Below are 20,457 nucleotides of genomic sequence, written 5' to 3' on the forward strand. Positions count from 1 at the left end.
AAAAGAGCATAGGGTTTGGAGGGGGTTTGGTTGGGGAAGAGGGTGAAGCGCGCCGTTAACGAATGGTTGACGGCGTTGATGGTAGCCGCGTCTCTGATGCTCGTCATCCGGGTATTCCTTTTCGCTCCTTATGAAGTCCACGGACAATCCATGTCTCCCACCTTTGAGGGAGAAGAGTTGTTGATCGTCAATTTGTTGGTTTACGATGTTTCCGAACCGGATTACGGGGATATTATCGTTTTCCACACAAAGGAAAACCGGGATTACATCAAACGGGTGATCGGTAAACCGGGAGACCGGATCGCGGTGGAAGGAGGTCGCGTGATCCGTAATGGAAAAACCTTGGCGGAACCTTACATCAAACGGGAAACCTTTGCCGGTACTCGGATCAAACAAACCATGCCGGAAACCGTCGTTCCGGAGGGTCATCTGTTTGTGCTGGGAGACAATAGAAGTAATAGCCGGGACAGCCGGGATATCGGCGCCATCCGGGAGTCTGAAGTCGTCGGCCGGGCCGACGTGATTGTAGCGCCGCCCAAGGCGTTTCAGATTCTATTCTGGTAGGTGCCCTTCGCGGAATGCCCGCGTGTGTAAGCAAGAAACAGGAGGGAAACCATGCTTTTTGACAGCCATGCCCACTTAAATGACAGTCAATTTGAAGGAGAACGGGAAGAAGTGATTCGGCGAGCCCGGGAAGAGTATGGGGTTAGTCGCATCCTGAACGTCGGTTTCGACCGGGAGACCATCCAGGATACCCTGAAACTGGCGGACTCCTACGACTTTATTTATGCCGCCGTGGGCTGGCATCCAGTGGATGCTATCGATTGCACGGAAGAAGATCTGGATTGGATCGAAGAGTTGACGGATCACCCCAAAGTGGTAGCTCTGGGTGAGATGGGATTGGATTATCATTGGGACAAATCGCCCAAAGGTATTCAAGAGAGTGTGTTTCGACAGCAGATTCGTCTCGCCCGAGAACTCAACCTCCCGATCATTATCCATAACCGGGAAGCTGATGAAGATGTGGTCCGCCTGCTCCGGGAAGAAAAAGCGGAAGAAGTGGGCGGAGTGATGCATTGTTTCGGCGGAGATTGGGAGATGGCGCAAGAGTGTCTCGATATGAACTTCATGATCGGCCTCGGTGGCCCCGTCACCTTTAAAAACGCCCGTCAGCCCAAGGAGATCGCTAAGCGAGTTCCCATCGACCGCCTGCTGGTGGAGACGGATTGTCCCTATTTGGCTCCCCATCCCAACCGAGGCAAACGGAACGAGACGGGTTATGTTCGGCTGGTGGCGGAAAAAATTGCGGAACTGCGTGAGATGCCGCTGGAAGAATTGGCTCGTCATACGTATCAAAACGCCAACCGCCTGTTCCAAATCGAGGACGGCCAATGACAGAAAAGGTGGGGCCGATCAAACAGACATGGATTAAAGAAGTGATTGTGGTTGAGGGACAAAAGGATACCGCTGCTGTCCGCCGGGCGGTAGAGGCGGACACGATTGAAACGAGGGGATCGGCGGTGGGACCGGAGGTGATTGCTCAGGTGGAACGGGCGGCTCGCTCCCGGGGAGCGATTATTCTGACCGATCCCGATGGGGCTGGGGAACGGATTCGACGCATCGTCTCCCAGGCGGTGCCTGGTTGCAAACACGCCTTTGTCTCCCGGGAGGAAGCCGTCGGCGAAAGAGGGGTAGGGGTGGAGTACGCTTCTCCCGAGGCGATCCGCCAGGCACTTCAGTCCGCTCGCTGGGAGGAAGCCCCGCCGTATCACATGAGGATTTCCCGGGAAATGTACATGAAGGCGGGCTTGGTCGGCAGGCCGGATTCCCGGCAGCTGCGGGAGCAGTTGGCTGAAATTCTAGGCATCGGGTACGGCAATGCCAAGCAGTTTTTCCGGAGGCTCCACCTGCTGCGTATCACCAGAGAAGAGTTTGAGCAAGCGCTGGCCCGAGTGGGAAAGGATGTTGGCGATGACTGAGGAGCGAATTGCGGAACGGACGCGTCGGCTGCTGGCGGAACACGGTCTGCACTTGAAAAAAAGTCTCGGACAAAACTTTTTAACCGATCGACAGGTCTTGGACCGAATGATCGAGGCGGCGGGAATGGGCGGGGATACCGGCGTGTTGGAGATTGGACCCGGAATTGGGGCACTGACGGAGCGCCTGGCTCAGGAGGCCAAAAAAGTGGTTGCAGTCGAGTTAGATCAGCGATTGCTCCCTTTGCTGAATCAGCTCTTCGCTGATCGGCCCCACGTCGGTATCCATCACGGGGATGCGATGGAGATCGACTTTCATCGCCTGATCCGGGAACAGTTGGCGGGGTGTTCCCCGATTCATGTGGTGGCTAACCTCCCCTACTATGTCACCTCGCCGATCTTGATGCGCCTTTTAGAGGAACAGCTTCCCTTGGATCGAATTGTGATCATGATTCAAAAGGAAGTGGCTGAACGAATGATGGCCGAGCCGGGCAGCAAGGCATATGGTGCGCTGACGGTGGCGGTTCGCTACTACACGACAACCCAGTGGGTGACTCGGGTTCCCGCCCATGTGTTTGTTCCCCGCCCCCGGGTGGATTCCGCTGTGGTCCGTCTGGATGTCCGGCCGCGTCCGGCGGTAAGTGTGCGGAACGAGTCGCTCTTTTTTGCAGTGGTTCGGGCGGCCTTCGGTCAACGGAGAAAGACCCTCTCCAACGCCTTGTCCCACGGGCTTTTTACCGGAAAGCAAAAAGGAAAGATCATCGGTTGGCTGGAGGAGGCTGGGATCGACCCGCAACGGCGGGGGGAGACGCTCTCCCTGGAGGAGTTTGCTCGGCTGGCCAACCGCTTGGATGAAGTGGAAGGAGTTCTCATATAGTATAAGAAAACCCACCCCGGCGGCACAGGTTAACAACCCGGAGAAGTCGGGAACTTCGGAGGGGAATGGGGTGCAGTTCTACCATCCACGTACCGGGCGCATCAGCCTGGACCAGATCATATCCGATATTTATGCTTTTATCGAACAAGATCGGAATGCCGTGTACAAAATGGTGATCGGGACCGATTCCCAGACCAACCATAAGGAAACCTTGTTTGTCACAGCGATCATATTACACCGGGTGGGTAAAGGGGCTTTGTTTTACTACTCGAAAAAGCGAAGCCGCCCCCTGTTGGATCTCCGATTTCGGATTTACAAAGAGACGGAGTACAGCTTAGACCTGATGGAACGGTTAAAGGAGAAAGGGTTTTTAGGGGCATCCTTGGAATTGCCCGTGGAGGTTCACTTGGATGTGGGCCGACAAGGGGAGACGCGGAAGCTGATTCAGGAAGTGGTGGGTTGGGTGACAGCCGTGGGATATACGGCCAAGATTAAACCGGATGCCTACGCGGCCAGCTCCGTAGCGGACCGGTTTACCAAATAAATATTCATCTAAAATATTGTCAGTATTTCACTTTTATTGTCATATGGCGAAAACCCGTTGACACAAGGCTTGTTCCCCTGCTATAATTCACTTTTTGACAAATGGACCTCACCGTGCTATAATTAGTATCGAGTGAGGTGGTCGAGCGAAAATGGGTAGGAATGCGTTGTCTGAAATAAAACGGACTTTGGATGGCTACATCGGACAGAAAATCCGCTTGAAAGCCAACAGTGGACGTCGCAAAACCATTGAGCGGAGTGGGGTTTTAGAGGAGACATACCCCTCCGTATTCATCGTTAAACTGGACGAAGACCAACACTCCTTTGAACGGGTCTCTTACAGCTACGCCGATATTCTGACCGAGACCGTACAATTGACAGTGTTCCAAGATGAGGGACAAGTCCCGGTCAAATACGTAAAAGATGTTTAATAATATATACGGGTTTAAATCCGATCACACGGATCGGATTTTTTTATGTTCCTTGCGGAGGGGATGCCCTAAAAGCATGGCGATCAATGGCAGGTCTTTGTGCGAGGGAAGCGGTTTACCTGAAAGAGCGTCTTTGCACCCGTGAGCCACGAACCGATAGGGTTGACGACAAAAGGTGAGGACGCTGTTCTACCCTGCGGAGAATCAGCATGCAAGGGCGCTTCCGGGCGACTCACCATTTACTTACAAGACGGATTTGTCCCTTCGCAGCAGGATGATTGGCTGGACGGTCTATACTTCTCTGCAGGAAAATATGGCGAGACCGGGAACAAAGCGAGCTGATGAGACTTGTGCCTGATGGTGCAGTTGGAGTGGCTTCGGATCAATGCTGCCACTCGCTTTTCACATTGCTTTAAGACGGAGGAATCAGGTGGGTGGACGAGGGTAAATACTAAACGCAGCCCGCAGTCGAAAACAAAGGGAGGATTTCAGGTGGCACGAAGGGGTATTATGTCGGAAGACATGAAAGTTGAACTGGCCAAGGAATTGGGTTTTTATGACGTGGTTCAACAGGAAGGTTGGGGCGGGATCAAAGCCCGCGACGCCGGAAATATGGTGAAACGGGCGATCGAGCTCGCCGAGGAACGGATGTCAGACCGATAACCCTGGGGCTGTCTTTAATACTTTCGTTCCGGAAGAACAAATGATTCGGTTGCGGGATAGCGGCGGGGAAAATCCCCGCTGTATTTTCTTTTACGGGGGGGTTTGCAATGTTACAATAAATAGGCCAACGCGGTCTTGAACTAATGAAAAGGTGTCAGAAAGGGGGCGAAAATATGGATGTGAGCATAAAAGCTCCGGCCAAAATCAATCTGACCCTCGATGTCTTACATAAACGGGATGATGGCTATCATGAATTGGAGATGGTGATGACCACCATCGACCTTGCCGACCGAATCGATCTCACGGAAAAGGCGGCCGGAGGAATCCAACTGGAAAGCAGCTCGGGCTTTGTCCCCTTTGACGACCGGAACTTGGCCTACCGGGCCGCACAATTGATCAAAGGGCGATTCAATATAAACAAGGGGGTCCACATTAAGATCGATAAAAAAATCCCCGTCGCCGCCGGTTTAGCCGGAGGGAGTTCCGACGCGGCCGCCACCCTGAAAGGTTTAAACCAGTTGTGGCAACTGGGGCTTAACCTGGAGGAACTGGCGGAGTTGGGGGTGGAACTCGGTTCCGATGTTCCTTTTTGCGTTTTAGGCGGGACAGCGATCGCCCAGGGGCGGGGAGAACGGCTGACCCCCCTTCCGCCGCCGCCTCCCTGTTGGGTGATTCTTGCAAAACCGCCCCACGGCGTATCGACAGCAGAAGTATTTGGGGCCTTCCGCCAGGAGAAGGTAGAGAAACGCCCCCAGCTGGAACAGATGGAAGCAGCGCTGGCCGCAGGGGATTTTCACGGTATCTGCCAGGGCCTGTCCAATGTACTGGAGAGTGTGACGCTGGATCAGTATCCAAAGGTACGTCTGATGAAAGAGAAGATGCAGCGTTTCGGGGCGCCGGGTGTACTGATGTCCGGCAGCGGTCCGACGGTGTTCAGTCTGGTGGAGCAGGAGAATGCCGCCCGGCGGGTGGTAAACAGCCTCCGTGGTTTTTGCCGACAAGTGTACGCGGTCCGAATTCTTGGAGGGCTGGGGGAACCCAACCGACTTGAATAAAGACGTATAAAATGCTATATTTTTGCTAATAACATTCGGATTTTAGCGGAGGATGTTCATGAAAAAGTGGAAGCGAAGTTCGCGCTTGGTCCATATGACCCAGGAATTGATGCAAAATCCTCACCGCCTGTTAACCCTGAGTTCCTTTGCAGAACGTTACCAGGCGGCCAAATCCTCCATCAGTGAGGATTTGGCCATTATCCAGGAGGTGTGTCAGGAGGAGGGATTAGGGGAATTGGAAACCGTCTCCGGGGCTGCAGGGGGAGCCCGCTTTCTTCCCGGAGTCGATCCGGCGACCGCCCGCGATCAGATCGACCAGCTGTGCGGCCGCTTGGCTGATCCGGCGCGCATCCTGCCCGGGGGTTACCTGTATCTGTCGGATCTCCTGGGGGATAGTGCCCTGGTTCGGGACTTGGGGCGCATCTTTGCTTCCGTTTTTGCCCGCAGCGGGGCGGATGCAGTGGTGACAGTGGAAACCAAAGGCATTCCGCTGGCATATGCTGCAGCCGCCCATCTCGGGGTTCCGGTAGCGATTGTTCGCAAACACAACCGCATTACTGAGGGCTCCGTGGTAACCATCAATACCGTTTCTGGATCGAGCAAACGTCTCGGGAGCCTTTCGTTGTCCCGGCGCAGCCTGCAGGAAGGGGCCCGGGTTTTGATTATCGATGATTTTATGAAGGCGGGCGGAACGATACGCGGGATGATCCATCTGTTGCACGAGTTTCACGCGGATGTGGTGGGCGTCGGTGTGATGACAGACAGCCTGGTCGAGGAGCGGTTAGTAGAGGATTACATCTCCTTGACAACAGTGGCCGAAGTGGATGTAAAGGAAAAGAAGATCCGGGTGGTACCGGGAAATTTCAACATGGAGCAACAGGGAGGAATCCTTCATGGAAAAGATTCAGACCGATAAAGCGCCGCAAGCGATCGGACCTTATTCTCAGGCCGTCCGCCAAGGTTCTATCCTTTTTACCTCAGGTCAAATCCCACTCTCTCCTGAAGGAGAACGGGTGGAAGGTGGGATTGAAGAAGAGACACGCCAGGTGCTCAACAATGTGAGGGCGGTGCTGGAAGCAGCGGGCAGCAGTCTGGATCAAGTGATCAAAACGACCATCTTTCTGACGGATATGGGTGACTTTCAGAAAGTGAATGAGGTTTACGCCGAGTTTTTTAGTCAGCATCAGCCTGCCCGTTCCTGTGTCGGGGTCGCCCAGTTGCCGAAAGGCGTGCGAGTGGAAATCGAAGCGATGGCTATTGTTGAATAAAATCATGGAAAATTTCCAAAAACGTTGGTGGGAACATGAAGGAAATTCACCACACTTCTAGAATATGTGAATTACATCATCTCTGGAAATGGGTGGTGAAGAGGGATGGAAATCACGGATGTTCGCCTGCGCCGGGTCAATCGTGAAGGCAGGATGCGAGCCATCGCTTCCATCACGATCGATGGCGAGTTTGTGGTTCATGATATCCGGGTGATCGACGGCAATAACGGGATGTTTGTCGCGATGCCGAGCAAACGCAGGCCGGATGGTGAATTTCGGGATATCGCCCATCCGATCTCTCCCGATACCCGGGAGAAGGTGGAGATGGCTGTCCTGGAAGAGTACCATCGCGCCGGCGATGGAGAGATCAACCCGGCGGTCGGAGACAGCGCCTCCTGACAGGGAGACCGAGAGGTTCAAGTCGTGTTACCATCGGGCTCTTTAAGTGCAGAAGAGAACCACGACAGGCCGGAAATGAAGAACAACAGGGGTCCGATCACGGACCCCTGTTTTCATATAGATTAGGGGGCCCTCTGTATGGTTTTTTCTTACAAATCGCCCTGTGTTGCATCGAAAAAATCTTTGGGATATAGTCGGATGTGGAGTTTTTTGCAAGGGAATTCAGGGGGGCTTCACTTCAATGGAAAATGTGTTTGCCGTCGTGTTAGCCGCGGGAAAAGGTACCCGCATGAAGTCAAAGACACACAAGGTTTTGCACCCGGTCTGCGGCCAACCGATGATTGACCATATCATCGATACGCTGTCGGATGTGGGGACACAGGAATGCGTCGTTGTGGTGGGACATGAAGCGGAAGCGGTGGAGCATCACCTCGAGGGCCGGGCCACCTTCGCCCGCCAGACGGAACAGTTGGGAACGGCCCACGCGGTGATGCAGGCAAAGGAGGCGCTGGTCGGTAAAGACGGGGTGACCCTGGTCCTAAACGGAGACCATCCTCTTTTCACCAAAGAGACGCTGGAAGATCTGATTCGTCACCATCGGGAATCTCAAGCGGGCGCTACGATCCTGACCGCAGTTTTGCCGGACCCGGCAGGCTATGGACGGGTGATCCGCCGGGAGGACGGCTCCGTCGACCGGGTGGTGGAGCATAAGGATGCATCGGAAGAGGAACGTCGGGTCCGGGAAGTGAATACGGGAACTTTCTGCTTTGACAACCGTCTGTTATGGAAAGCACTTTCAAAAGTGGACAACGACAATATTCAGGGAGAATATTATCTTCCCGATGTGATTACGATCCTGAAGGCGGAAGGACATCGGGTCAGCGCCCAGAGTGTCAGTGATCCTGGTGAAGCCAAAGGGGTCAACAACCGTGTTCAACTGGCCGAGGCGGAAAAGGAGATGCGCCGTCGTCTTCTGCAACAACATATGCTAAACGGCGTCACCATCGTCGATCCGGACCACACCTATATTGAGAAGGGTGTGGAAATTGGTGCGGATACAGTGGTGCATCCGGGTACCATCCTAAAGGGAAAGACGCGAATCGGATCCGATTGTGAGATCGGTCCCCAGACCGAACTGACTGATGTGGTGGCTGAGGAGAGCACGGTGATCCGTTACTCTGTCATCCAGGACAGTCGGGTGGAGCGCGCCGCAACAGTGGGCCCTTACGCTTATGTTCGTCCGGGGTCGGTATTGGGAGAAGAAAGCAAGGTAGGCTGCTTTGTCGATGTGAAAAAGACCGAGCTGGGGCGCAGAAGCAAAATCTCCCACCTGGGTTATGTCGGTGACTCCCGTGTCGGGGAAGGGGTCAATATCGGTTGTGGAGCGGTGACCGTCAACTATGATGGGCAGAATAAATACCAGACCGTGATTGAAGATGGAGCCTTTATCGGTTGCAATGTCAATATGGTAGCCCCAGTCACCATCGGAGCCGGAGCGTATGTGGCGGCTGGATCAACGGTGACAGAGGATGTGCCGGGGGATGCGCTGGCCATCGCTCGACAACGGCAAACCAACAAAGAACAGTACGCACGAAAGCTCCGCAAGCAAGACTGAACTTATTTTTTCATTAAAAGTGGAGGGTTGGGGGAAAGATGTCCACGGAAACGCAAGGGCGATTGCATGTTTTTAGCTGTAATTCAAATCCGCAACTGGCGCGGGAGATTGCTGAACATATCGGGGTGCCCCTCGGCAAAGCCGTCGTCGGTCGGTTTAGCGACGGAGAGATCCACGTGCGTCTGGATGAAAGTGTGCGGGGATCGGATGTATACATCATCCAGTCCACTTGTCATCCGGTCAACCAGAACCTGATGGAACTTTTGGTCATGGTGGACGCCTGCAAGCGGGCCTCTGCACGGACGATCAACGTGGTGATCCCCTATTACGGGTATGCCCGGCAGGACCGAAAAACCCGGGCTCGTGATCCGATCACGTCCAAACTGGTGGCCAATCTGATTGAGACGGCAGGGGCAGACCGTATCATCAGCATGGATCTTCACGCCACCCAGATCCAAGGCTTTTTCGACATCCCTGTCGATCATCTGTTGGGGGTTCCGATTTTGGGCGACTACTTCCGGGACAAAGGTTTGGAAGACGTGGTCGTCGTTTCTCCGGACCATGGCGGTGTGATTCGCGCGCGGAAGCTGGCCGAACGCCTGGAAAGCCCCATCGCGATCATCGATAAACGCCGCCCGGAGCCCAATGTGGCGGAAGTGATGAATATCGTGGGCGATGTGAAAGGGAAGCGGTGTATCATTATTGACGATATCATCGATACAGCTGGCACCATCACTTTGGCCTCCAACGCCTTGTTGGATTATGGGGCAAAGGAAGTATATGCCTGCTGTACCCACCCGGTCTTTTCCGGCCCGGCGATCGACCGGATTCGCGAATCCAGCATCAAGGAGATGGTGGTGACCAATACGATCCCGTTGTCGGAGGAAAAACAGCTGGACAAGACGCACGTCTTGTCTGTCGCCTCCCTGATCGGCGAAGCGATCATCCGCGTTCACAAGGAGCTTTCCGTAAGCAAGCTGTTTGATTGATGGACATGTTTAGCCTTCATGAGTATAGGGAATCCATAGTAAGAATGGAAAAAATGGATGCTCTCTATAAAATGAAGGGGGAACCGAATTCATGGCTTATACCATCGCTGTAGAAAAACGCGACAGTCAACCGCGGTCAAACTTGACCCGGCTGCGCCGGGAAGGACGCGTGCCGGCTGTTGTTTATGGAAAAGGGATGGAAAATGAGCTGGTCCATATGGAGAGCAGTGAGCTTATTAAAGCGCTGCAGCGAGAAGGGATGTCGGGAGTTTATCAGATTCGGTATCCCGACGGGCAGTCTCGTCAGGTGATGGTCCGAGAAGTTCAGCAGGATCGGATCAAGGACAAAATTCTCCACGTCGATTTTAAAGAAATTAAGATGAACGAAATGGTTGAAGCCGAAGTTGCCGTTGAGTTGGAAGGGCAGCCACAAGGGGTCAAGATGGATGGCATCTTGCAAACTCAATTGCGCACCGTCCACGTCCGCTGCCTGCCTGGTGACATTCCGGAACGGATCACAGGGGAGATCAGCGAGCTGGATATCGGCGATTCCATTACGGTCGGCCAGCTGAACGTTCCTGAGAATGTAGAAATTGTAACGGATTCGGAAGAAGTGGTCGCCTCCGTCTTGCCACCGCAGGTGGAACAGGAGAAAGAAGCGGAGGAGGAAGCGGAGGCTGCCTCCGAAGCGGGAAAGGCGGAGGACCGCGCGAAGGAGAATCAAGAGGAAGAATCATAACGATTAGCGAATAAATAGATAGAGCAAAAGGGTAGGGCGCAACGCAAACGTTGCGCCCTGCCTGTGTCAGAGGAGGACCGCCATGAGATTGATCGTAGGCTTGGGCAATCCGGGATTAAAATATGAACGAACCCGCCACAACATCGGCTTTGAGGTGATTGACCGTTTGGCGGAATCCTGGGGGATTTCTGTCAACAAAGAAAAGTGGAAAGCGCAGGTGGGCGAAGGGCACGCCGGCGGTGAGAAGGTCATCCTCATGAAACCCCAAACCTATATGAACTTGTCAGGTGCATCGGTCCGCCCGGCTCTGGACTGGCTAAAAGGTGATCGGGAGGACCTGTTGGTGGTTTACGACGATCTCGATCTGCCCCCGGGAAAAATTCGGTTGCGGTTGAAAGGCAGTGCCGGCGGACACCGGGGAGTGCAATCGGTGATTGACCACCTGGGTACACGAGAGTTTAAACGGATCAAAATCGGGATTGGCCGCCCGTCGACGCCGATGCCGATTCCGGACTTTGTCCTGTCCCGTTTTCAGGGAGCGGAGGAAAAAGCCGTCGCCGAAGCGGTCACCCGTTCTGTCCGGGCGGTGCAGGAATGGATCGATCACCCCTTTGCAGAAGTGATGAACCGTTATAACCGATAGATTAAAGGTCATTCTTTCCCCCATTCCGAATCCCTAACCCCTAAACCAAAAAGGAATAGGATTCCTTCCAATAGGAGATACTGTAGCCGAATATGTTGCTTACGGGGGGCATAGGATGACGGTAAAGTACCTCTGCCGGTATTGTGACGCGGCTATCGGATACATCGACGATGATCAAGTGACGGAAATGCAACTGGGGTTCCATTGGTTGACCCCGGAAGAGCGGAAGGATATAATATCCTATGATCCTGACGGTCAAACAACCGTTCGAGTGGTTTGTGAATCGTGCCAGGAAATGCTGAACAGAAATCCGGAACTGTCCCTATTGACCCGTCCATTTCAGTAAGTGGCCTGCCGTCGACAGAAGGCCTGACCGGGGACGGCGTCAGGACAGTGACGGTTTGCAGGAGATAAAGAGATACAGCCTTAGCTGTCCCAAGCTGAGGCTGCTTTTTGTATGTTGGTGGCAGGAGTGTACGATATACAGGAGGGGAGGATGAACCTATTTGGATACCCTGGTCCAACTATTTCGCAGGGATGATGAGTTTCAAGCTACCATCGAGTCACTGAAAAACGGGTTGAAGGAACAATTAGTGGCCGGTTTGACGGGGTCGGCCCGGATGCTGTACGCAGCTTCCCTCCACTTGGAGTCGAACCGCCCCGTGATGGTGGTGACTCACAACCTGAATCAGGCGCAAAAAGCGGTGGAGGATCTTTACGAATTATTACCCAAAGACCGGGTGATGCTTTACCCCGCCAACGAATTGGTTGCGACGGAGATCGCCCTGGACGGACACGAGACTCTCGGAGAGCGGATACAGGTGTTGTCCCACCTTTCCAAAGGCTTTCAGGGGGTATTTGTCGTTCCTTTTGCCGGGCTCAGAAAGTTATTTCCCCCACCTTATGTGATTGCCGGCAATCATCGGACATTGACCGTGGGTGAGGAACACCCCATCGAACCGTTGATGGAGCAACTGGTGAAAATCGGCTACGAGCGAGTCGATATGGTGGAAAAACCTGGCGAGTTCAGTTTGCGGGGCGGGATCTTGGACCTGTATCCGGTTACTTTTCAACACCCGGTTCGCATCGAATGGTTTGACGATGAAGTGGATTCGATTCGTCCTTTCTCCGTGACGGATCAACGCTCTTTCGAAAAATTGGATCGGGTGGAAATTCCTCCGGCCAAAGAGCTGTTTGCTGATGCGGAGACGATGTATCAAGCCGGAGATCGGGTGGCCCATCTTTTGGAAGAGCGTTTAGCCAAGGTGAAGGATCCCGAGATAAAGAAAAAGCTGGTCGAAAAAATCACCTGGGAAGTGGAGCAGTTAAAATCCGGAACGCCATTCACCGGAATCTACAAATATATCAGTCAAATCTATCCCGATTGTCGTACCCTGGCTGACTATATGCCTGACAACACGGTATGGGTGGTGGACGAACCCGCCCGGATTCAGGAGTCGGCCCGCCAGGTGGAGAGCGAGGAGAGCGAGTGGCAGACTGCCCTGTTGGGACAGGGGGAATTTCTGCCGCAATTATCGATTTCCCGTTCCTATGACGAACTCTTTTTACGTCAGGAACATCAGCGCATTTACCTTTCCCTCTTTATGAGACAGGTCGGCGGGATTCAGCCTCAAAATATCGTCCAGTTTATCTGCCGCGGCATGCAGCAGTTTCACGGGCAGATGCACGTACTGAAAACCGAGTGGGACCGCTGGGTCAAATCCAAATACCGGGTGCTGTTTTTGGCCAGCACTGATGATCGTGCAGAAAGGCTGGAACGGGTTCTTTCCGATTACGGTATGGAAGTGGTGCGGTCCACAGAGGAGGGCAAGCTGGTGCCCGGTGTGCCCGCGATTCGGGTCGCTTCCCTCGCCGGCGGGTTTGAGATGGGGAGCGCCCGGTTGGCAGTGATCACCGAAGGGGAGGTATTTACCCAGAAACGACGGCGTCCCCGGCGCACCGCCAAACTGGATCATGCGGAAAAGATCAAGGATTATCAAGAACTGAAACCGGGGGATTACGTGGTCCATGTCAACCACGGCATCGGGCGTTACCAGGGCACAGAGACACTGGATGTCGGCGGGATCCACAAAGACTACATGGTGGTGCAATATGCCGGCAATGACAAGTTGTACGTGCCCATCGAGCAGATCGATCAGGTGCAGAAATATTTGGGCAGTGAGGAAAAGAAGCCGAAAGTATACAGCCTCGGGGGCAGTGAGTGGAGCAAGGTTAAAAACAAAGTCCGTTCCTCAGTGGAAGATATCGCATCGGACTTGATCCAGCTCTACGCCAAGCGGCAGGCGAGCAAAGGATATGCTTTCTCCCCTGACACTCCTTACCAACGGGAGTTTGAAGCGCTGTTTCCCTATGAGGAGACCTCCGATCAGCTCCGCTCCATCGAGGAGATCAAAGGGGATATGGAGAAAACCCAGTCCATGGACCGTCTGTTATGCGGGGATGTGGGTTACGGCAAGACGGAGGTGGCCATCCGGGCTGCCTTTAAGGCAGCCATGGATGGAAAGCAGGTAGCGGTGCTGGTTCCCACCACCATCCTGGCCCAGCAGCATTACGAAACCTTCCGGGAGCGCTTTGCCGACTTCCCGGTGGAGATTCATGTTTTGTCCCGTTTTCGTACCCGCAAACAGCAACGGGAAACCATCAAAGGGGTGGAGGACGGCACCGTCGATATTGTTATCGGTACCCATCGCCTGTTGTCCAAAGATATCCGCTTTAAAGATCTGGGCCTGTTGATCGTCGACGAGGAGCAGCGTTTTGGGGTGAAACACAAAGAAAAGATCAAGCAACTGAAGAGCAATGTCGATGTGCTCACCCTGACAGCGACTCCGATTCCGCGCACCCTCCATATGTCGATGATGGGGGTTCGGGACTTGTCGGTGATCGAAACACCGCCGGAAAACCGCTTTCCTGTGCAAACCTATGTTTTGGAATACTCCGCTGCCCTCGTCCGGGAAGCGATCGAACGGGAGATGGCCCGGGGCGGGCAGGTTTACTTTCTATATAACCAGGTTCATGATATCGACAAAAAGGCGGACCAGATCCGGATGCTGATTCCTGATGCCCGGATTGCTGTCGCCCACGGGCAGATGGCGGAAACCGAACTGGAAAAAGTGATGCTCGATTTTCTGGATGGTGAGTATGATGTGTTGGTCAGTACCACCATCATCGAAACCGGAGTGGACATCCCTAACGTCAACACGCTGATCATCCACGATGCGGACAAGATGGGCTTGTCCCAGTTGTACCAGCTGCGGGGCCGGGTGGGCCGGTCCAACCGGATTGCTTATGCCTATTTCACTTACCAAAGGGACAAGGTGTTGTCGGAGACAGCCGAAAAAAGGCTGCAGGCAATCAAGGAGTTTACCGAGCTGGGCTCCGGATTTAAAATCGCCATGCGGGATTTGGCCATCCGCGGGGCCGGCAACCTGCTGGGAGCGGAACAGCATGGACATATCGCTTCGGTCGGATTTGAGCTGTATACCCAGATGTTGAAGGAAGCGATCAAGGAACAACAGGGTGGAAAGGAAGAAGAAACCGCTTTTGATCCGGTGATCGAATTGGACGTAGACGCCTACATCCCCTCCGACTATATCCAGGACGAGAAGCAGAAAATCGAGATTTACAAAAAAATTCGCGCCGTCAACACCTTGGAGGAAGCAAAAGATTTGGACGAGGAGATCGAAGACCGCTTCGGCGATCTCCCGCAACCGGTACAAAACCTGCTCCGCATCGCTCGTTTGCGGGCGTACGCTATTCGCTATGGGATCGAGGAGATCAAGCAGCAACAGTCGGAGATCCATATCCGCTTGCACCCGGACCAAAATGAAACGGTCGACGGGCAGCAACTTTTCCGCATCGCTCAAAATTTTCCCGGTCGTGTCCGCCTCTCCTCCGGTGAACGGATCGGTGTCACTTTCCGATTAAAGGGAATTCCGATAGCGAAAGGGCTGGAAATGGTGGAACAATTTCTGATACAATATGAAGCGGTTCCCAAAACGAAAGGAGCACTTCCAGATGCAGCCCATTAAAAAGCGATTGCTGACGTTGCTGAGCGCGCTGACAGCGATCTCCCTTCTGGTGGCCGGTTGTGGATCCGGTGGGGAGGACGGCAACGCGAAGGATTCGACGAATCCGAATGGACAAGCAAAACCGCTGCCCACGGATAGTAAAAAAGTGGTAGCGGAGTATGATGGCGGCAAAGTGACTGAAGGGGAACTCAACCTTTACCTGAACATTTTCCGTTTTTTTCAGCCGCAGATGGCAGCTCTCGTCAATTCGCCGGAGGCGAAAAAGAAGATCGTGGAGCAGTACATCGCGGAACAGATGATCGTGAAACGGGTAAAGGATGATGAGAAGTACACAAAAGAGGCGGATAAGTCCCTGAAACAATTTGAGGAACAGCTGAAGAATATGCCGCAAGGTAAGGAAAAAGAAACGAAACAGCAGGATATGGACAGTCTTTTGAAGGAAAACGGCATTACCGAGTCCGATCTGAAAACGTTCCTCATCAACAACAACAAGGTATCCGCCTACTTTGAGAATAAAGTGAAGGAAAGCGATCTGAAGAAGAAATATGAGGACTCGGAAGACTTCTACACCATCGATCTTCAGCATGTGCTGATCTCTACTCAGGAGGATCCTGAAGGCAAGAAGAAAAAACGCTCCGATAAAGAAGCGAAAGCCCTGGCGGAGAAGGTGAAGAAACAGCTGGAGGAAGGCAAGAAATTTTCCGATGTGGCCAAGAAGTATTCCGACGATCCGGGCTCCAAGGATAAGGGCGGAAAAATAGAGGGGACCCCCGATCAATGGGCGCCCGAATTTGGTAAGGCAGCCAAAACCCTTCCTCTGAAGAAAATCAGCGATCCCATCAAAACGGAGTTCGGTTATCATGTGCTCAAAGTGAATGAACGGAAAAAGCAGCCCTTCGACAAGGTGAAGGAGCAGATGAAACAGGAAGAAATCCAAAAGATGTACCAGGATTTCATTAAAGAAGAAGTTAAGGTGAAAAAGATGGACATCCCCGGGGATAAGGAGAACGATGAGAAAGAGAAGTAAATCATCCGGACCCTGGATCAATAACGGAAATGACTTCTGCGCCTATCCTGCTTAGGATAGGCGTTTTTATATATCCATTGCCTTCAAGAAGGTTGAACCGAGCAGGTGGACACCCTTAGGGCTGGCCATTTAACTGGTGGAAGGGGACTTAGCACCTTTTAAAGGGAAAAAGGAGTCAAAAAAGCAGAGGACCTATTCCTCTGCTTTCTTATTCGTTTGATGTGCTTCGCATAATAAACTGGAAATGAATGAATACTAGGGGCGTAACCAACAGTAAACAGAGGGAAGAGAAGCGGCCTGATCGATCGGAAAAAATCATCGTGAAAGAGAGGCAACCAGACCCATGAAAGCAACCGGTATCGTACGTCGGATCGACGATCTCGGACGGGTCGTAATTCCCAAGGAGATACGCCGTACCCTTCGTATTCGAGAGGGAGACCCGCTGGAAATTTTCGTTGATCGTGATGGAGAAGTGATTTTAAAAAAATACTCCCCGATTGGGGAATTAGGTGATTTCGCCCAGGAGTATGCAGAGTCTTTATTCGAAAACTTGCATGCGGTGACGCTTATCTGCGATCGGGATTCAGTGATCGCTGTCGCCGGCGCCTCCAAGAAAGATTATATGGAAAAGCCGGTAGGCGGCATCGTGGAGACGTGTATGGATCAGCGCAAACCCCATCAGGAAACCTCCTCCGTCCGGGCGGAACTGATTCAAGATGCACCGGAGACTTATGAATCTTACATCATTGTTCCCATTAATGCTGGTGGTGACCCCATCGGGGCCGTCATCCTCCTCTCCAAAAAGGATGGGGAGCGGATGGGTGAGTTGGAAATGAAAATGGCGTCGATCGCCGCTTCCTTTTTAGGCAAACAGATGGAACAGTGATGGGAGATAAAAGCGAAGAATCACCGTGGAAAAGCAGGCGGTTTGGGAGCCTGCTTTTTTCTGTCTGCCATTGTGCAAACCCCCGGCAGGAAGTGTATACTGGAGGATGTGTTCGCAAATAAGGAAAGGGGATTACGATGGCTCCGGGGAAACAATCATTTATGAAAGGAGCGGCCATCCTGGCAGTGGCTGCTTTTATCACGAAGCTGCTAGGCGCGGTTTATAAAATCCCCTACCAAAACATCACCGGAAATGAAGGAATGTTTGTTTATCAACAGGTATACCCTTTGTACAGTACCCTGCTGACAGTGGCCACCGCTGGTTTTCCCATCGCTATTTCCAAGCTGGTGTCGGAACGGCTGACCCGGGGCGATGAAGAGGGGGCCCGAAGGGTGTTTCGGGTCACATCGGTGATTCTGTCCGCCTCGGGCATCCTCTTATTTTTGCTCCTTTACAGCGGAGCGCCGACGGTGGCGACGTGGATGGGCAGTCGGGAGCTGTTGACGCTGCCGATCCGAGCGGTTTCCACTGCCCTGTTGGTGGTACCCGTTATGTCGGCCATTCGGGGTTATTTTCAAGGGCATCAAAATATGACGCCGACGGCTGTCTCCCAGGTAGTGGAGCAGGGAGTTCGGGTGGTGACCATTCTCACCTTGGCTTGGTGGTTTATGTCGTCGGGAGCCGGTGTGATCTACGCCGGATCCGGCGCGGTGTTTGGCGCGTTTACAGGAGCCGCGGCGGGACTGGCTGTTCTGCTTTTTTATTGGGGGCGGAACCGAAAGCAGCAACAGCTGTTGGTGAAAGAAGCTGAGCGACCGAACCGTTTCCGTGACCGGGAAGCTCTCGGTCAGCTGGTGCGGCAGCTGGTGTTGCTGTCGATTCCCATTTCACTGGGGGCCTTGATCCTGCCCCTCTTCTCCTTAGCTGATTCCTTTACTGTAGCCAATCTCTTGGAAGCAGGGGGTTGGTCCAAGGATCGGGCGGTGGAGGCGAAGGGCGTTTTTGACCGGGGGCAGCCTTTGATCCAGTTTGCCTCCTTTTTTGCCACTGCGCTCTCCCTCTCCATCGTTCCAGCGGTGGCAGAAGCGCAAACTCGAGGCGACGAAGGGAGTATCGGCTTGCGTTCGTCTCTCGCCCTCCGTCTCACCCTGCTGATGGGGGTACCGGCCTCCCTGGGGCTGGCACTGGTGGCACAGCCCACTAACATCATGTTGTATCGAGATGCCGCCGGTTCGGAGGCCCTGGCTATCCTGGCAGTTACCGCCTTGTTTTCCACCCTGGCCATGACCTCTTCGGGGATTCTCCAGGGGTTGGGCCACGTGGTTTTGCCGGCCCGAAACCTGCTGATCGGGGTCGGGGTAAAATTGTTAGGCAATCTGATCCTGATTCCCCAGTGGGATATCCGGGGAGCTGCGCTAGCTACCGTGTTCGGCTACGCGGCGGCGGCGGCATTGAATCTGTTGGCGCTCAAAAAACGCGTCGGTTTCCTTTTCCGACTCGGATCCACGAAAGGGCCCTTGGTCGCAGCAGCCCTGTTGATGGGAGCGGCGGTTTGGCTCACCGTACAAGGGATGACGTGGTGGACGTTGGATTGGAGTCAGCGCGCCGCCATGAGCGCCACCTCCCTGAGCGGCGTCCTGGCGGGAGCGGTGGTGTACGGAATGGCGCTTTTGCTTTTCGGTGTGCTCCGCCGCGGAGATCTGGAGCGGGTTCCCAAAGTGGGGGCCCGGTTGATTCCCTTGCTTGAGAAGCTCCGGCTGCTTAAAGACTGAAGGAGGCGATTTCCTTGGGAAAGATCACTGTGGTCGGCCTGGGTTACGGGGATGAGGAGAGTCTGCCGCTGGGAGTTTACCGCCTGTTGACCCGAGCGAAGACGCTTTGGCTCCGCACAGAGAAGCATCCTGTCGTCGACCAGTTGGCCGAGGAAGGTGTGGGCTATCGAACCTTTGACGCGGTGTACGAAAAGCATGGAGACTTCCCCTCGGTGTATCGGGAGATCGCCGATGGCCTCCTCGCCCTGGCGTTAGAGGGAAAGGACCCGGTGTATGCTGTTCCTGGACATCCGGTGGTGGCGGAGGAGGTCGTCGGCATCCTGCTGCGGGAGGGGGACGATCACGGCGTCACGGTAGAGGTGAAGGGAGGGAGCAGTTTCCTGGATCCTGTGTTTGCCTGTCTCGGAGTGGATCCGGTGGAAGGATTTCAACTTTTGGACGGGACCGCGTTGCAAGCGGATCAACTCAACCCCCGCTTTCACCAATTGATCGCCCAGGTGTATGATCGGATGATCGCCTCGGAGGTGAAGTTGACCCTGATGGAGGTCTATCCTGATGATTTCCCCGTCACTGTAGTGACGGCGGCAGGAGTGGCCGGAATGGAACAAGTGTCCGAGGTATCGCTGTTTGAGCTGGATCGGGAGGAGCGATACGGCAATCTGAGTACCGTCTACGTGCCCCCTGCTCAAGATGCAGCTGTGCTCCACCGGCAATTTTCCACATTGGCGGCGATTGTGGCCCGACTCCGCGCTCCCGACGGGTGTCCCTGGGACCGGAAACAAACCCACGAAAGCCTGCGCCCGTATCTGTTGGAGGAGGCTTATGAGTTCCTCGAAGCGGTGGCCGAGGGAGATCGGGAATCGATGGCCGATGAGCTGGGGGATGTGTTGCTCCAGGTTCTTCTCCACGCGCAGATCGCTTCCGAGACCGGAGACTTCGATCTTCGGGACGTAGTACAAAACCTGGCGGACAAGCTGGTGCGCCGGCATCCCCATGTTTTTGGCGATGAATCGGCGGAAGACTCGTCTCAGGTGAAGGCCAAGTGGGAAGAGATTAAGAAGCGGGAGCGAGCGGCAAAGGGAGAGGCCCGCCAGTCGCTGCTGGAGGGGATTCCCTCCACTTTCCCGGCGCTTAAACGAGCGCACAAGCTGCAAAAAAAGGCGGCCAAGGTCGGCTTTGATTGGAAAGAAGCCGACGGGGTCCTCAACAAATTGGAAGAGGAACTGGTGGAGTTAATGGCGGCTTCCCCGGAGGAACGGGAAGGGGAAGTAGGAGATCTATTGTTTTCCGCCGTCGCCCTGGCCCGGTTTTACGATGTGGATCCGGAGCAGGCGCTGTTGGCTGCTTGCCACAAGTTTGTCCGCCGTTTCCACAAGGTGGAGGAGGCTGCCCGGAAAGCAGGCGGGAAAGTGGAGTCCTTTCCCCTGGAACAGTTGGACCGCTGGTGGGATGCGGCTAAAGAAGAAGAGTGGGATGGGAATGCTTTTAAAGGGGAATCGAAGGAGTAGCATGGCTCTGCTTGAAG

Annotated in this window: 21 protein-coding genes; all 21 read left to right on the forward strand. The window is 54.0% G+C overall.

Going from position 1 to position 20,457, the window contains the following annotated elements; all coding sequences use genetic code 11:
* The first annotated feature begins 30 nt into the window (after positions 1-30).
* The 21 genes from lepB to yabN all read left to right on the forward strand — a co-directional run bounded on the left by lepB (position 31) and on the right by yabN (position 20,440).
* Complete coding sequence (lepB, locus tag BLP91_RS13280) at positions 31-564, forward strand: signal peptidase I (protein WP_245662273.1); 534 nt, start codon at positions 31-33, stop codon at positions 562-564.
* A gap of 51 nt (positions 565-615) precedes the next feature.
* Positions 616-1,395 (forward strand): TatD family hydrolase, encoded by a 780-nt coding sequence (locus BLP91_RS13285; RefSeq protein WP_091572034.1) that lies wholly within the window; start codon positions 616-618, stop codon positions 1,393-1,395.
* The gene (gene rnmV, locus BLP91_RS13290) at positions 1,392-1,979 is read left to right on the forward strand and encodes a ribonuclease M5 (protein ID WP_091572037.1); all 588 of its coding nucleotides are present in this window, start codon (positions 1,392-1,394) and stop codon (positions 1,977-1,979) included. The genes BLP91_RS13285 and rnmV overlap by 4 nt, the downstream gene beginning before the upstream one ends.
* Positions 1,963-2,853 carry a 16S rRNA (adenine(1518)-N(6)/adenine(1519)-N(6))-dimethyltransferase RsmA gene (gene rsmA, locus BLP91_RS13295; RefSeq protein WP_091572040.1) on the forward strand — a complete coding sequence of 297 codons (891 nt, stop codon included), beginning with the start codon at positions 1,963-1,965 and terminating at the stop codon, positions 2,851-2,853. Before rnmV ends, rsmA begins: the two co-directional genes overlap by 17 nt.
* 70 nt (positions 2,854-2,923) lie before the next feature.
* Positions 2,924-3,397 (forward strand): ribonuclease H-like YkuK family protein, encoded by a 474-nt coding sequence (locus BLP91_RS13300; RefSeq protein WP_091572042.1) that lies wholly within the window; start codon positions 2,924-2,926, stop codon positions 3,395-3,397.
* A gap of 151 nt (positions 3,398-3,548) precedes the next feature.
* A complete protein-coding gene (gene veg, locus BLP91_RS13305; protein ID WP_091572045.1) occupies positions 3,549-3,827 on the forward strand; it encodes a biofilm formation stimulator Veg in 279 nt (92 codons plus the stop codon).
* A 510-nt stretch (positions 3,828-4,337) separates the two neighbouring features.
* Positions 4,338-4,490 carry a small, acid-soluble spore protein, alpha/beta type gene (locus tag BLP91_RS13310; RefSeq protein WP_091572047.1) on the forward strand — a complete coding sequence of 51 codons (153 nt, stop codon included), beginning with the start codon at positions 4,338-4,340 and terminating at the stop codon, positions 4,488-4,490.
* A gap of 173 nt (positions 4,491-4,663) precedes the next feature.
* A complete protein-coding gene (gene ispE / locus BLP91_RS13315) occupies positions 4,664-5,545 on the forward strand; it encodes a 4-(cytidine 5'-diphospho)-2-C-methyl-D-erythritol kinase (RefSeq protein ID WP_091572050.1) in 882 nt (293 codons plus the stop codon).
* 58 nt (positions 5,546-5,603) lie between these two features.
* A complete protein-coding gene (gene purR, locus BLP91_RS13320) occupies positions 5,604-6,461 on the forward strand; it encodes a pur operon repressor (protein ID WP_091572053.1) in 858 nt (285 codons plus the stop codon).
* On the forward strand, positions 6,439-6,813 hold the full coding sequence (locus tag BLP91_RS13325) for a RidA family protein (protein ID WP_091572055.1): 375 nt from the start codon (positions 6,439-6,441) through the stop codon (positions 6,811-6,813). Before purR ends, BLP91_RS13325 begins: the two co-directional genes overlap by 23 nt.
* A 105-nt stretch (positions 6,814-6,918) precedes the next feature.
* On the forward strand, positions 6,919-7,212 hold the full coding sequence (gene spoVG, locus BLP91_RS13330; RefSeq protein WP_091572058.1) for a septation regulator SpoVG: 294 nt from the start codon (positions 6,919-6,921) through the stop codon (positions 7,210-7,212).
* 241 nt (positions 7,213-7,453) lie between these two features.
* Entirely contained in the window at positions 7,454-8,827 is a 1,374-nt protein-coding gene (gene glmU / locus BLP91_RS13335; RefSeq protein ID WP_091572060.1) for a bifunctional UDP-N-acetylglucosamine diphosphorylase/glucosamine-1-phosphate N-acetyltransferase GlmU, read from the forward strand.
* Between the two features lie 38 nt (positions 8,828-8,865).
* Positions 8,866-9,816 (forward strand): ribose-phosphate diphosphokinase, encoded by a 951-nt coding sequence (locus BLP91_RS13340; RefSeq protein WP_091572063.1) that lies wholly within the window; start codon positions 8,866-8,868, stop codon positions 9,814-9,816.
* Positions 9,817-9,907: 91 nt separating this feature from the next.
* Entirely contained in the window at positions 9,908-10,555 is a 648-nt protein-coding gene (locus BLP91_RS13345) for a 50S ribosomal protein L25/general stress protein Ctc (RefSeq protein ID WP_091572067.1), read from the forward strand.
* Positions 10,556-10,637: 82 nt separating this feature from the next.
* Positions 10,638-11,198, forward strand: coding sequence for an aminoacyl-tRNA hydrolase (pth, locus tag BLP91_RS13350; RefSeq protein WP_091572069.1), 561 nt, complete (start codon positions 10,638-10,640; stop codon positions 11,196-11,198).
* Between the two features lie 115 nt (positions 11,199-11,313).
* Positions 11,314-11,544, forward strand: coding sequence for an anti-sigma-F factor Fin family protein (locus BLP91_RS13355; protein ID WP_091572071.1), 231 nt, complete (start codon positions 11,314-11,316; stop codon positions 11,542-11,544).
* A gap of 160 nt (positions 11,545-11,704) precedes the next feature.
* Positions 11,705-15,247, forward strand: coding sequence for a transcription-repair coupling factor (mfd, locus tag BLP91_RS13360; RefSeq protein ID WP_091572074.1), 3,543 nt, complete (start codon positions 11,705-11,707; stop codon positions 15,245-15,247).
* On the forward strand, positions 15,234-16,274 hold the full coding sequence (locus tag BLP91_RS13365; protein WP_176757984.1) for a peptidylprolyl isomerase: 1,041 nt from the start codon (positions 15,234-15,236) through the stop codon (positions 16,272-16,274). The genes mfd and BLP91_RS13365 overlap by 14 nt, the downstream gene beginning before the upstream one ends.
* Positions 16,275-16,617: 343 nt before the next feature.
* The gene (gene spoVT / locus BLP91_RS13370; RefSeq protein WP_091572077.1) at positions 16,618-17,160 is read left to right on the forward strand and encodes a stage V sporulation protein T; all 543 of its coding nucleotides are present in this window, start codon (positions 16,618-16,620) and stop codon (positions 17,158-17,160) included.
* A 137-nt stretch (positions 17,161-17,297) separates the two neighbouring features.
* The gene (locus BLP91_RS13375; protein ID WP_091572080.1) at positions 17,298-18,932 is read left to right on the forward strand and encodes a putative polysaccharide biosynthesis protein; all 1,635 of its coding nucleotides are present in this window, start codon (positions 17,298-17,300) and stop codon (positions 18,930-18,932) included.
* Positions 18,933-18,946: 14 nt separating this feature from the next.
* Positions 18,947-20,440, forward strand: coding sequence for a bifunctional methyltransferase/pyrophosphohydrolase YabN (gene yabN / locus BLP91_RS13380; RefSeq protein ID WP_091572082.1), 1,494 nt, complete (start codon positions 18,947-18,949; stop codon positions 20,438-20,440).
* Positions 20,441-20,457: the final 17 nt, after the last annotated feature.

The organism is Melghirimyces thermohalophilus, assembly GCF_900102685.1.
GTDB lineage: Bacteria > Bacillota > Bacilli > Thermoactinomycetales > DSM-45169 > Melghirimyces > Melghirimyces thermohalophilus.